At 44.9% G+C, this 13,552-nt stretch carries 10 protein-coding genes; 7 read left to right on the top strand and 3 right to left on the bottom strand.

Annotation, left to right across the window (positions count from 1 at the left end; genetic code table 11):
- Positions 1-54 precede the first annotated feature (54 nt).
- The 3 genes from dnaE to BLQ60_RS03200 form a co-directional block, all read right to left on the bottom strand.
- Complete coding sequence (gene dnaE / locus BLQ60_RS03210) at positions 55-3,663, bottom strand: DNA polymerase III subunit alpha (protein ID WP_092616096.1); 3,609 nt, start codon at positions 3,661-3,663, stop codon at positions 55-57.
- Positions 3,664-3,815: 152 nt separating this feature from the next.
- Entirely contained in the window at positions 3,816-5,222 is a 1,407-nt protein-coding gene (locus BLQ60_RS03205; protein ID WP_092615812.1) for a peptidylprolyl isomerase, read from the bottom strand.
- Positions 5,222-7,807, bottom strand: a complete 2,586-nt coding sequence (locus BLQ60_RS03200; RefSeq protein WP_244515944.1) for an LPS-assembly protein LptD — start codon at positions 7,805-7,807, stop codon at positions 5,222-5,224. Before BLQ60_RS03200 ends, BLQ60_RS03205 begins: the two co-directional genes overlap by 1 nt.
- A 124-nt stretch (positions 7,808-7,931) precedes the next feature.
- Here BLQ60_RS03200 and BLQ60_RS03195 point away from each other — a divergent pair, with 124 nt between their 5' ends.
- From BLQ60_RS03195 to BLQ60_RS03165, 7 genes are all read left to right on the top strand, one after another.
- Positions 7,932-8,975: an aminoglycoside phosphotransferase family protein gene (locus BLQ60_RS03195; protein WP_092615808.1), complete on the top strand. Its 1,044-nt coding sequence runs from the start codon at positions 7,932-7,934 to the stop codon at positions 8,973-8,975.
- Positions 8,972-9,673 (top strand): N-acetylmuramate alpha-1-phosphate uridylyltransferase MurU, encoded by a 702-nt coding sequence (gene murU, locus BLQ60_RS03190; RefSeq protein ID WP_092615805.1) that lies wholly within the window; start codon positions 8,972-8,974, stop codon positions 9,671-9,673. Before BLQ60_RS03195 ends, murU begins: the two co-directional genes overlap by 4 nt.
- Positions 9,674-9,792: 119 nt before the next feature.
- Positions 9,793-10,425, top strand: a complete 633-nt coding sequence (gene rsmG / locus BLQ60_RS03185; RefSeq protein WP_092615802.1) for a 16S rRNA (guanine(527)-N(7))-methyltransferase RsmG — start codon at positions 9,793-9,795, stop codon at positions 10,423-10,425.
- Positions 10,426-10,661: 236 nt separating this feature from the next.
- Positions 10,662-11,501: a ParA family protein gene (locus tag BLQ60_RS03180; RefSeq protein ID WP_092615799.1), complete on the top strand. Its 840-nt coding sequence runs from the start codon at positions 10,662-10,664 to the stop codon at positions 11,499-11,501.
- Positions 11,498-12,391 (top strand): ParB/RepB/Spo0J family partition protein, encoded by an 894-nt coding sequence (locus BLQ60_RS03175; RefSeq protein ID WP_092615796.1) that lies wholly within the window; start codon positions 11,498-11,500, stop codon positions 12,389-12,391. Before BLQ60_RS03180 ends, BLQ60_RS03175 begins: the two co-directional genes overlap by 4 nt.
- Before the next feature lie 49 nt (positions 12,392-12,440).
- Positions 12,441-13,124, top strand: coding sequence for a MotA/TolQ/ExbB proton channel family protein (locus tag BLQ60_RS03170; protein WP_092615793.1), 684 nt, complete (start codon positions 12,441-12,443; stop codon positions 13,122-13,124).
- A complete protein-coding gene (locus BLQ60_RS03165; protein ID WP_092615790.1) occupies positions 13,114-13,539 on the top strand; it encodes an ExbD/TolR family protein in 426 nt (141 codons plus the stop codon). The genes BLQ60_RS03170 and BLQ60_RS03165 overlap by 11 nt, the downstream gene beginning before the upstream one ends.
- The last annotated feature ends 13 nt before the right edge of the window (positions 13,540-13,552 follow it).

Below are 13,552 nucleotides of genomic sequence, written 5' to 3'. Positions count from 1 at the left end.
TTCCTTCAAATTTCAGAATATTTGATAAATGTGGCTTGTGCTTATATTCATGCCTTAGGAATAGCGCATGTCTTCGCTATACTCAAAAGCATCATCACTACGAAGCATGCCGTCTAATTCACCTTCATTAATTTGACGATTTTGCTGTAAATGTGATGGAGGTGGCGGTGGTTCGTCAATCACTTGATATTTTGGTTTCACCACTTGCGCGGCTTTTGATTTAACCTGATATTCCACCCGAATATGTTCTTTACCCAAATGATCACGCAGTTTCAGCATCAGATCATCGGTCGGTGTGACTTGCCAAGCCTCACCAAGTTGCAATTCATAGGTCGCAAAGTGATTTTCCAATTGCAATTTGATTGGAATATGTACCGCATTGGCTTGCTGACAAAATGGCTCAATCGCAGTGAGTAAATCATTGGCAAAATCAGCACTTAACTGATCTTCATGAAAGCGCAAATGAATCGCTTGGGCACGTTTTTCACGGATTTGATTGAGGTTAAAGGCTTTGCTGAGTCGTCCAAGTGGGCGATCAAAACCTTCTCGTTCATAAATTTCCCCTTCAATCACCACCACGGTTTCATTTTGGAAAAATTCTTTGTAGCGTTCAAAGCGTTCACGATTTGTGGATATTTCAAAACGAGCCGTGCCATCGTCCAAGGTGATCATGGTGCGATTCGGGAAATGCGCCACATCAATAATCAGCCCTGCGATCACGGTGGTCTGTCCACGTCGTGTGGTACTGAGATTATTCAATGTATTTGGAATAAAGCGTTTTAATTCATCTTTATACACATCAATCGGGTGACCTGTCAGATACAAGCCGAGCGTGTCTTTTTCACCTTTGAGGCGGACTTCATCACTCCACGGTTTGATCGGTTTCAGTGGTTTACGCTGTACTTGCTCCACTTCACCAAACAAATCCATGATGCCTGATTCACGGTTGTTACGAGCTTGCTCCGCCGCTTGCACCGCTTCGGGAAGATTTTCCATTAGAATGGCACGTTCTTCACCCAAACAATCGAGCGCACCTGCACGAATTAAGGCTTCTAATGTACGTTTGTTGATTTTCTTGAGATCAATACGATGACAGAAGTCGAATAAATCTTGATATTCGCCTTGCGCCACTCGAGAATCAATCACCGACTGCATCGCCTGCTCACCAACGCCTTTGATTGCACCGAGTCCATAGACAATCGTTTTCGGGTCACTGGCTTTAAAACGATAATCCGACATATTGATTGACGGCGGTAAAACGGTCAGATCATTACTACGACAGTCATCAATCAAAAACACCACATTATCAGTATTTTGCATTTCCGAGGACATCACCGCCGCCATAAACTCGGCAGGATAATGGGCTTTAAGCCATGCGGTATGATAGGCGACGAGGGCATAAGCCGCAGCATGCGATTTGTTAAAACCATAGCCTGCGAACTTTTCCATATAATCGAAAATTTCGTTGGCTTTGACCTCATCAATGTCTTTGGTCGCTGCACCTTTGAGGAAGATTTGCCGTTGCTTGACCATTTCCTCAGGTTTCTTTTTCCCCATAGCACGACGAAGCAAATCCGCACCGCCGAGGGTATAACCTGCACAGACCTGTGCAGCCTGCATGACCTGTTCTTGATAAACCATGATGCCGTAAGTTGGTTTCAAAATATCTTCGAGCAGTGGATGCAGATATTCAAAACTGCCACCGTGCATACGATGGATAAAGTCAGGAATCAGATCCATCGGACCGGGACGATACAACGATACAAAGGCAATGATTTCTTCAAACTGACTTGGGCGTGCTTCTTTGAGCATGCGTTTCATGCCGACGGATTCAAACTGGAATACCGCTGTGGTATTGCCATCGGCGAACACCTCATAGGCTGCTTTATCATCTAAAGCAATCTGTTCGAGGATAATCCGTTCAGATTCAGGTAAGCGTGCGTTGATATGGGTTAATGCATCCTCAATCACGGTGAGATTTCGCAGCCCTAAGAAGTCGAACTTGACCAAGCCGACCGCTTCGACATCATCTTTATCAAACTGGCTGACTCGACCTGTGCCATCGGCTTCACAGCTAATCGCTGAAAAGTCGGTAATTTTTCCGGGAGAGATCAGTACGCCACCTGCGTGTTTTCCTGTATTACGAGTAATACCTTCGAGCTTGAGTGCCATATCCCAAATTTCTGAGGCATCGTCATATTCAGGGTTGGCAGGGTTGGTCACCATGTCTTTGAGCTCTGCTTCCATTTCCAAAGCAGTTTTCAGATCAACACCGAGTGGCTTGGTCGGCACAAGTTTTGAAATCCGATCTGCTAAACCATACGACTTACCCAAAACACGTGCCACATCTCGAATCGCACCTTTGGCTGCCATCGTACCAAAGGTGGCAATCTGCGATACCGCATCTCGTCCATAATGACGTGACACATACTCAATGACACGGTCACGTCCTGCGATACAGAAGTCAATATCGAAATCGGGCATCGATACACGTTCAGGATTCAGGAATCGCTCGAAAAGCAGTTCATAACGTAGCGGATCAAGATCGGTAATTTTTAGACTATAAGCAACCAATGAGCCTGCACCCGAACCACGACCCGGTCCAACAGGGACGCCATTATTTTTTGCCCAGCCAATAAAGTCCATGACGATGAGAAAATAACCTGGGAAACCCATTTTGAGAATAATATCAATCTCATAGGTCAGTCGATCATGATATTTTTTATCAATCTCGGCCCAGGATTCATCACGCTCATTTTCGGGATAAAGTAAGGCAAGCCGTTCGATTAAGCCTTGCTCTGACACATGACGGAAATAGGAGTCAATAGTGTGTTCAGGCGGAATCGGGTAATCAGGTAGATAGTTTTTACCCAAAGTCAGATTGACCGTACAACGCTGTGCGATCAGATAACTATTCGTCAGCGCATTGGGTAAATCAGCAAACAGCGTTTGCATTTCAGCATTGGATTTGAAATATTGCTGATCGGTATAATTTTGCGGACGGCGATCATCACCGAGTACATAGCCTTCGGCGATACAGACCCGAGCTTCATGCGCTTCAAAATCACTTTGCTTAATGAAGCGTAAATCATTGTGCGCAACCACACCGATTTGATATTTTTGTGCAAGTTGCAATGCCTGTTGGATAAACAGTTCTTCATTCGGCAAGCCAACACGGCTAATCGCCAAATACACCCGATCGCCAAAAGCATTTTTCCATGCGTCAATCAGTGGCTCGGCTTTGTCAGGATTGGATGAGCAGAGTGCTTGACCGACATCGCTATGAATTCCCAACAGGGCAATTAGTCCATCAGATTGCTGACAAATCCATTCTGGCTGAACGGTTGGAATGTCGAGTTTCAGTCCATCGGTAAAACCTTTAGACACCAGTTCGGTGAGATTAAGCCAACCCGCTTGATTCATCGCAAGCAATTGTACACGTTGGTTTTCTTCACCAAGTCGTAGATCACTACCGAAAATTGGCTTAATGCCATGCTTAAGACAAGCATTATAAAACTTCACCGCAGCGTGCATATTGGACAGGTCAGTCAGTGCCAAAGCAGGCATCTTGTCTTCGGCAGCAGCTTTCACCAAATCAGGGATTCTGATAATCGAATCCGTAATCGAATATTCGCTGTGAATGCCTAAATGGACAAATTGCATCATTGAAACCGTCTAACTTGAGTGTGAAATTCTAAGCATCAAATCTTAACACGAGTGCTGGCGTTTGAGCGGATGTGATTTGAACAAAGTAAAAAACCAAATACAAGATTTGGTTTTTTAAAAGAAAATGAATCAATTTTGATGTCAAATGATTAGTTTTTGGTGCTTGACGCTGCGTTCGAATCAGGTGCTGTTTGCGAAGCGTTGGCTTGCGGTTCAGAATTGGTTGAACTTGGGTCTTTTAAGGTCGGATCTTTGATATCGACATATGCCTCTGCACGCACTTCACGCAGCCAACTATCGAGCTCTGCATCAAACTGACGTTCGCCAAGAATTTGCTTCGCCATACGACGCTGATATTCTTCGGTCATATCGACTTGGCGTTGGTTTTCAACTTTCAGGATATGCCAGCCGTATTGTGTTTGGAATGGTTGACTAACTTGACCTACAGCAGTTGAGGTCATGACTTTTTCAAATTCAGGCACCATCACCCCAGGCGATACCCAATCCAGACTTCCGCCATTACGTGCTGAGCCAGAATCGGTAGAATAGGTCGCTGCCATTTCTTGGAAATCAGCACCTTGTTGCAAGCGACTATAGATTTGATCAATCTGTTGCTTGGCATCTTCAGGGCTGACTACTTCAGACGGTTGAATCAAAATATGGCGGGTGAAATATTGTGGCACAAGGGCTTTTTTACCATCAGCACTGCGTTCTAACAATTTTAAAATATGAATGCCATCTTTAGCCTGAATCAGCTCAGTGGTTTTACCCACTTCCAAATTGCTCAAACGAGCAGCAAGATCGGCTGGAATGTCAGATAAAGCACGTGTGCCCATATCGGCACCTTGCACTACGATTTGATCATTATTGTATTGATCGGCAATGGCTTTGATGTCATCGCTATTGTTGAGCGCTTCACGTACTTGATTGGCTGTTTCAGTGACTTTTGCAACATCTGTACTTTCAGATTGCGGTGCAATGCGTAAGTGTAAGACATGTACTTGGCTACCGAGTGCAGCTTGACCTTGTGGTGAATTGAGGAAATTATCAATATCTCGCTCAGACACATGAATCCGTGACATGACTTGTTGCTGACGCAGACGGTTGACACTTAAATCTTCAGCGACTTGTTTACGCATCGCTTCATAGCTACCTGGACGCTGTGCATCAAGACTTTTTTGGAAATCTTCAAGGCTGGCAGCACCTTGTTGTTTGGCAATCGATTGAACTGCTTGATTCAGCTCTGCATCGCTTGGCTTAATGCCAAAACGGCGCACTTGTTCCACTTGGGCTTGACGTAAAATCAATTGATCCAACACTTGTCGACGTAAGATCGGCGCAGGTGGCACTTGTTGCCCCTGACTTTGCATTTGTTGTTGAATCACCGCAGCAGCTTGATCTAAATCACTTTTGAGAATCGCACTCGAACCGACCACAGCGATTACTTGATCGATATTTGCAGCGTAAAGCGATGCTGAGGTCGATAGCGCTAGGGCGAGCGTAGATGCACGAAGCATTTTAACAAGTGTTTGACGAAGTACAGTTGGGTTATTCATTAACGTTGCGTCCAAGTTTGGTTAACATGATCAAATCCAATGACACGATCTTCTAATAAAGAGGCGAGTTTACCAGTTAAACCACCTAAGCCTTTTAAGCTAAATTCTGCCATGATGGCTTTTTTCGCAGAGACATCTTCATCGGTTGGGTCATCCAGATCATTATAATATCTGCGTGCATAGACCGAAACGCCCCAGCAACACGATTCATAATTTACCCCGAGCAGAATTTCTCGTGTCAGGTCATTGTCGATGTCGTATTGTACGTGACCCATTAAGCGCCAATTGTTGTGAATCGGTTGCACAAATGAGCCGACCACTTGCTGATAGGCTTGTTGGCGTAAATCTGCCAACTCGTCACGATAGATGTAGCCGAGATTGTAGAGTTGACCGACATCATCGGCATAGCTGAGGGTGAGATTACTCAGTGTATTTTTGCCATCCGCATCAAATGCGACATTTGAATTGACATTGATGGTGTTGCTCAGCTGACTAGAAAAAGTCATTACAGGACCAGAATAGTCGTCGGTCGCAATCGGGTCATTGTCAGTATCGAGGCGCACTTTGCGATCGGCAAAATAAAAACTCTGACCAATACTGGCACGTAAGCGCTCCAAGCCGACTTGATCATACAAACGATAAGTCACACCGAGCGAGGCAAAATTATTGTCCTCTAAGCGGTCATGTCCATAGAAGCGATATGGGCTAAACAGGCGGTCATAACTGATCGAAGCATAGGTACTGTCGAAGTTTGGATAGCCATCTTGTTGCTGATAAGGGGCGTAGGCGTAAAACAATCGTGGGCTAATGGTCTGTAGGAATTTACCCTGTTTTTCAAAAGTCATCCCTGTATCTAAGGTAAACTGCGGTACAGAGACTGATTTTTCTACAGATTCATTTTCGTCATAGCCTTGGCTGACTTTACTATCACGGTCAAAGTAGGTGTTGATGCTGCGTACCGAGACTTCTGGAATCACAAATAGGCTTGGTGTGCGATAGTTGTAACGGCTATACAGCTGATTATAAATTCGTGTACCACTACTTTCTAAAGCAGAACCATCATCAATGGATTTTTTAAAATACGCCGTATCATTATAAAAACCATATTCCAAGCCATCGTAGTTGCCACCTTCATAATGGAAGATCAACTGGGGTAATTTGGCATAAGGCTTTTCTACATCTTCAAGCGATTCATCCAGAGTTTGGAAATCTTGCACTTTGAGCTGTGCGGTAATGCCAGGAATGCCATTGGCATAGTTGAGTACCCACGTACGCTCTTGATAGGTTTCATCTTCACTATTGAGCGAATTACCCAAGTCGGAGAAATAATCTTCATCGGAGACGTAGTTGTAATCTACCGCCGTACTCCATTGATTATTAATTTTCCAAAAGTGTTGCCAGTGTAATTCTTTACGATCTTGATTGTCGTAGCTATTATCACCCGGTAAATAACCGCCCCAAATCTTACCCGCACCATAATTTTCAGTCAGATAATTAAATTCGCCCTCAGCCATAAAGCCACGTTCATTGAGATAGCGTGGTGTCACAGTGAGATCATAGTTTGGTGCCAGATTGAGATAATAAGGCACACTGAGTTGTACGCCACCATCATTGGTATAACCAAAGCTCGGCACTAAGAAGCCCGTGGTACGGCGGTCATCAATTGGGAAATTGAAATACGGTACAGGAACGATCGGCGTATTTTTGATATACAGACGCGCATCTTTGGTGACGCCACGTCCTGTGGTTTGATTGAGCTCAATCGATTTGGCTTGGATATGCCAAGCAGGGCTGGTGCTCGGTGCACAGGTCGAATAACTGGCATTTTCCAGTGTGACAATATCGGGTGCGGTACGGCGAATATCGGAGGCATAGCCATGCGCTTGTTGTTCTTCGCTGATGTAATAACTATCCTTCAAATCGCCTTGCTGAGTCTTTAAGTTATAATTAATTTCATCGCTTTGCGCAAACAAACCACCTTGCGCCATCTGCACTTCACCTTGCGCTTTGGCATAGGTTTGGGTTGGATCGATTTCGACCCGATCGGCACGAATACTTCGACCTTGTTGGTCGATTTGTACATCGCCTTCAAGTACCGATGTGCCATTCGGATCGTAATATGCGGTTTCTGCGCCGATGGTCGCCGTTGCTTGAGTCGGATCGCTTGGCGCTTCGACATTGCTGCCGATTGGTGTCACCCACACCCCAGAACAGAGACGGTCGGGATGCACATCATTACGGTCACTAGCGATGACTTCGGCAGGGCTTAAATAATATTGCTGATAAAACTGTTGGGCTTTTTCGCTATTAGCAGGAGTTAAATTGCTATTTTTGGCTTTTACTGTTTTGGCGGTGCTGGTTTGAGTGGTCTCGGCTGTATCTTGTTCAGCTTGATCTTGATCAGCTTGCACAGTCGTCGATGCTTGTTGGGCAGTTGTTTGCTCACTGGCGCCCTGTTGTTCAGCGGTCTCAGCAGCATCCGATTGCGCAGACTCGACCTCTGCATACGCCATATTGAATGCAGTTAAACTCATCAGTCCGATGATGGCTTTGAATAAAGCATTTTTTTTAAATTGATGTGTCATAACAATGGCAACGAATCAAGTCAGCAATAAATATTTTCATTGCATCATAGAGAAAAAAAGCGGAAACGACTACACTTAGTTCGCTAAATAATGCACGCTTTTTGCAATTTGGGATGCGCTTTACATGCAACGTGAACAACTCATCGAAACGTGGCTACAGCAAGTTTTGCCACAACAAGATTTTAAAATCAATTACTTAGCTGGAGATGCGAGTTTTAGGCGCTATGCCAGAATTCAGCTTGAAACGACCCAATATATGCTGATGGATGCACCGCCAGAAAAAGAAGACTGTGCGCCATTTGTTCAGATTGCAAGCTATTTGTCTGCGCATGGTGCGCGTGTGCCTCAGATCGTTGCGCAAGATTTAACGCAAGGTTTTTTATTACTTGAAGATTTTGGCGATCAATTGCTCTCTACAGTATTGACGCAAAATACGGTCGATCAATATTACACACAAGCCTTTAGACAAATTATTCAGCTACAAACGATTGCTCACGAGGCACAGCTTTTTCCGCAATATAGTGCCCAAAAGCTCACCGATGAGATGCGCTTGTTTGATCAATGGCTACTTCCAGCACTTGGCATTGACCTGAGCGATGCACAAGCCACCATGCTACAACAAAGTTATCAATGGATTTTAGACAACCTCAAACATCAACCTGAAGTGATCGTACATCGTGACTATCATAGTCGGAATCTCATGGTGTTAGACGGTGAATCGGTGCTTGGTGTGATCGATTTTCAAGATGCGGTAGTTGGACCAGATACTTATGATTTGATCTCAATCATCCGAGATGCCTATGTGCAGTGGTTGCCTGAGCAAGTTGCAGGTTGGGTCGATCAGTTTTATGGCATGCTGTCTGAGTCTGCCAAAGTTGGGCGTAGCATTGAGCAATTCCGATTGGATGCTGAAGTGATGTCAATCCAACGTCATTTAAAAATTCTCGGCATTTTTGTGCGTCTATATGTGCGTGATGGTAAATCAGGCTATCTCAAAGACATGTCCCGAGTAATGTGGTATCTGCGTCAAGAGCTCAAGCATTGTCCTGATTTGCTTGCTTTACAGCAATTTGTTGAGGATGTGGTGATGCCAAAATTTGAACAAGAATATGGCGTTTATCAAGCCATCACATCGGAACAATTAGCGCAAGCAGGAGCAACAGTATGAAAGCCATGATCTTGGCAGCAGGGTTGGGCAATCGTATGCGACCGCTGACCTTATATAAGCCAAAACCATTGTTAGAAGTGGGTGGTAAGCCGTTGATCGTATGGCATATCGAGGCGCTGGCTAAAATTGGCGTGACGGAAATCATCATCAATGCGGCATGGCTCAAAGATCAGTTGGTTAATACCTTGTGTGATGGTTCGCAGTTTGGTGTGAAAATCCTCTGGTCTTTGGAAGATGAAGGCTTGGAAACGGCGGGCGGTCTGATAAAAGCCTTATTTCACTTTGAGGATCAGCCGTTCTTGGTGGTCAATGGCGATGTCTGGACACGTTATGATTTTTCGGGCTTAAAGGACTTTGCATTGGGTGATCGTCTTGCGCATTTGGTTTTGGTGGATAATCCGCCACAACATCCAAATGGCGACTTTATTTTGAGTGCAGAGAGTGCACATCAGCAAATGGTCAGCACGTTTGAACAGGAAAATGACGGCGAAGCGTTAACCTTTTCGGGGATTAGTGTGTTGTCGCCGAAGCTGTTTGCAGATTTACCACAGGGCAAACGCCCACTTGCGCCACTACTTAAAGATGCGATGCAACAAGGCTTAGTTAGCGGTGAAAAAATGACGACAGCATGGGTCGATGTCGGTACACCAGAGCGTTTGATGCAATTGGATCAGCAAATCCGTGAGCAAGCGATTTAATTCTCAGCAAATGGCATGTGGCAAAGTCGATTTTGAGTGAAACAGATTTGCGTTTTTGCAGATGTTCCACGCATAATAGGCGCCGTTCGCATTGCAACTTAGTCAATTGAGGTTTTTCTGTGTCTCAGCATCCGTATTATCAAGATTTAGCCAAAGGCGTCTCTGCACTGGGTTTGGACTTGTCTGAACAGGTACTGACGAATTTGCTGAAATACCAAGATGCGTTGTTGCTGTGGAATAAAGCGTATAACCTCACAGCGATTCGCACCCCAAAAGACATGCTGGTAAAACATCTGCTCGATAGCTTGAGTATTTTGCCTCATTTTCCTGCAGGGCGAATGCTCGATGTGGGTACAGGTGGCGGTATGCCGGGTATGATCATCGCATTGTGTCAGCCTGAGCGTAGCAGTGTGTTGCTGGATTCAAATGGCAAGAAAATTCGCTTTCTCAAGCAATTTATTGCAGATATGAAGCTGGATAATGTGCAAGCGGTGCAGACTCGTGTTGAAGATCAGCAAAGTATCGCTGAGCTTGGACAATTTGATGTGATTACCAGTCGAGCTTTTGCCTCACTGCTGGATTTTGTCAATGCAGCACAACCATTTATGCATGATCAATCTGTGATTGCTGCCATGAAAGGTGTGGTGCCGAATGATGAGCTGGATCAATTGGCTGATTGGCAACAGCAGGTGATTGCGCTTCGTGTGCCGAATCTGGACGAACAGCGCCATTTGATTATTTTAAAGAAATGATCACTTTGGATGATTTATGCATGATGGATGATAAGCGTCAGTTGAAATGTTTGTTATAAAGTCAGATGAAGCGTCCAGTTAGATTTGCGTTTTGAAACAGTCTAGGCTTTCGATTTGACGCATAAATGCTGTATAAATGATAGACCGTAGATGATTATAAAATATTTTGCCCAAGCCAAGTCCGATGCACGGTTGCATGACATGGTGTTAGATTTTAAAAGTTGAGTAGACCGATTATGGCGAAGATTATTGCAATCGCAAATCAAAAAGGTGGCGTGGCGAAGACCACAACCGCAGTGAATCTTGCAGCATCTCTGGCGGTACTCAAAAAACGTGTGCTTTTGGTGGATTTAGATGCGCAGGGCAATGCCACCATGGGCTCTGGCGTGCCGAAAAATGAACTGAATTTTAGTGTTGCCGATGTGCTTTCAGGCGAAGCACCAATCATTGCTGCCATTCAAAAAGTCGAATCGAATTATAAAGTCTTGGGCTCAAACCGAGAGCTTGCAGGTGCAGAGTTAGTCATTGCTGAGCTAGAAAAACGTGAATTTATTTTGCGAGACGCTTTGGCGCAAGTCGCCAGTGATTTTGATTTTATTTTGATTGATTGTGCACCGAGTTTGAATCTGATCACCGTCAATGCCTTTTGCGCCGCCGATAGCGTGTTGATTCCGATGCAATGTGAATATTATGCGCTAGAAGGTTTAGCGGATCTTTGTCAGACCATTGAACGGATCAATCAAACCTTAAATCCAAACCTAGACATCCTCGGTGTGCTTCGCACCATGTACGATGGGCGCAGTGCCTTGACCAAGGATGTATCTGCTGAGCTTGAGCAATATTTCGGTGACAAACTTTTTCAAACCGTGATTCCACGCAATGTGCGTCTTGCTGAAGCACCTGCACATGGTATGCCTGTGATGTATTTTGAAAAAAGCTCAAAAGGGGCTGTTTCTTATCTTACTTTCGCTGCGGAATTGATGAAAAAAATTAAAAAAGAACTCAAAAGCACCGCAGAGCTTTCAGTACAAAACACCGCAAAGACCAAGCACAATGATTTAGGAGCAAAAGCATGACAGTCAAAAAACGTGGCTTAGCCAAAGGTCGTGGCTTGGATGCATTGCTCGGTTCGGTCAATAAAGAAAAGCAAAATTTAGCCCTAAATACTGCGGATATTGAAGATGGTCAGCTTGAGCAAATCTCGGTGGATGTGTTGCAACGTGGACAATATCAACCCCGTCAACACATTGCCGATGAAGCCTTACAAGAACTGAGTGACTCGATCAAGCAACATGGCGTGATGCAACCGATCGTGATCCGTAAGGTAGCAAGTGATGCGCAAGAAGTGCGCTACGAAATCATTGCGGGTGAGCGTCGTTGGCGTGCGGCGAAACGTGCAGGGCTAACGCATGTGCCTGCGATCGTGCGTGAGATGTCCGATCAGGTGGCGATTGCTTTGGCGTTAATTGAAAATATTCAGCGTCAGGACTTAAATCCAATGGAACAGGCTTTGGCTTTACAGCGTTTTCATGAGGAATTTGGCTTAAGTCATCAAGAAATTGCTGAAACTGTCGGTAAGGCACGGGCTTCGGTGAGTAACTTATTGCGCTTACTGAGCTTAGAGGATCAAGTCAAAGCCTTGTTGGATGAGCAAAAAATTGACATGGGGCATGCACGAGCGCTTCTCTCGCTGAAAAAAACAGAGCAGATTAAAGTTGCTGAGCAAGTGGTGGCGAAGGGCTTGTCTGTGCGCCAGACCGAGCAATTGGTGCGTGATTTACAAAAACCTGTGGCGACGCCCGCCAAAGCGCAGCCGTCTGCGGATATTAGCCAATTGACCGAACAGCTGATGGAAAAGCTCGGTGCAGAAGTGCAGATCGATCACCATGCCAAAGGTAAAGGCAAAATTGTGATTAAATATCATTCACTCGATGAGTTGGATGGCATTTTAAAAGTGTTTCAATAATAACGAAATTCAACCCAAGCGAGGTTGATGAATTTTAAAAGAGGGGTCTATGTGGGAATTTATTAAAGCAGGTGGTTGGCTGATGCTACCACTGATTTTATGTTCGATTGTTGCTTTGGCGATTTGTATTGAGCGATTTTTACGACTCAAAAAATCTCAGATTTTACCGAAGAATCTGAGCAATGAAATCTTGGCGCAAGCACAAAGCGGACGCTTGAATATCGAGTCGCAAAATACATTATTTTCGTCATCTTTAGGCAAAATCTTACAAAAAGGCTATCAATATAAAGATAAAGGCGCTGACTTTGCGCAAAAGCAAATGCAGACCGAAGCCAGCGTGCAGATTGCATCGCTTGAAAAAAATATTAACTTTTTAGGCACCATTGGTTCGATTGCACCCTTACTGGGTTTACTCGGTACAGTGCTGGGCATTATCCAAGCCTTTTTGGCGGTGAATACGGGCGGTGTTGCTGATCCTGCGTTATTGGCTCAAGGCGTGTCTAAAGCGTTGATTACTACGGCTGCGGGGATGATTATTGCGATTCCTGCGTTGATGGCATATCGTTATTTTCAGCGGGTCATTGTGGAATATGTGGTCGAATTAGAACAACAAGCTACATTGTTTCATGCTGCATTGTTTTATGATGTGGAGCAGGTCGGTGGTCATGTTGCGACGTCGTCATCCGTGACTGATCCTGTGTTGATCAATGCGCAGGTGGCTGATGAAGTTTAGTCGTCCACGAGTCAATGAAATCGAAGTCAATCTGACGCCGATGATTGATTGTTTGTTATTCTTATTGGTGTTTTTGTTGGTATCGACCACGTTTAATCAACATAGCCGCATTAATTTGACTTTGCCTGATGCACAAGGCGTTCCACCTGCATCGACCGATGATCGTGTGGAAGTGGTGGTGCAAGCCTCTGGCAAGTATATGGTCAATGGGCAGGCCTTGGCAGGTAATGACGAAACGCAATTGACCACAGCAATCCAGCAAGCCACCAATGCACGCCGTGACATGCCTGTGATTATTGCTGCCGATGCCAAAGCTGCGCACCAAGATGTGGTGCGGGTAATGGATGTGGCAGGCAAACTCGGCTTTATGAATATCAACATCAGTACCAAAGTGCCCGCACGAGGTTATCCATAGGTGAAAATACGGT

The sequence above is a fragment of the Acinetobacter marinus genome (genome assembly GCF_900096915.1).
Classification (GTDB): Bacteria; Pseudomonadota; Gammaproteobacteria; order Pseudomonadales; family Moraxellaceae; genus Acinetobacter; species Acinetobacter marinus.
This window is presented reverse-complemented; position numbering and strand designations above follow the sequence as displayed.

Coding starts and splice junctions, on each gene's coding strand:
- dnaE (WP_092616096.1), bottom strand. CDS start 3,663: ATGCAATTTGTCCATTTAGGCATTCACAGCGAATATTCGATTACGGAT.
- BLQ60_RS03205 (WP_092615812.1), bottom strand. CDS start 5,222: ATGAATAACCCAACTGTACTTCGTCAAACACTTGTTAAAATGCTTCGT.
- BLQ60_RS03200 (WP_244515944.1), bottom strand. CDS start 7,807: ATGACACATCAATTTAAAAAAAATGCTTTATTCAAAGCCATCATCGGA.
- BLQ60_RS03195 (WP_092615808.1), top strand. CDS start 7,932: ATGCAACGTGAACAACTCATCGAAACGTGGCTACAGCAAGTTTTGCCA.
- murU (WP_092615805.1), top strand. CDS start 8,972: ATGAAAGCCATGATCTTGGCAGCAGGGTTGGGCAATCGTATGCGACCG.
- BLQ60_RS03180 (WP_092615799.1), top strand. CDS start 10,662: ATGGCGAAGATTATTGCAATCGCAAATCAAAAAGGTGGCGTGGCGAAG.
- BLQ60_RS03175 (WP_092615796.1), top strand. CDS start 11,498: ATGACAGTCAAAAAACGTGGCTTAGCCAAAGGTCGTGGCTTGGATGCA.
- BLQ60_RS03170 (WP_092615793.1), top strand. CDS start 12,441: ATGTGGGAATTTATTAAAGCAGGTGGTTGGCTGATGCTACCACTGATT.
- BLQ60_RS03165 (WP_092615790.1), top strand. CDS start 13,114: ATGAAGTTTAGTCGTCCACGAGTCAATGAAATCGAAGTCAATCTGACG.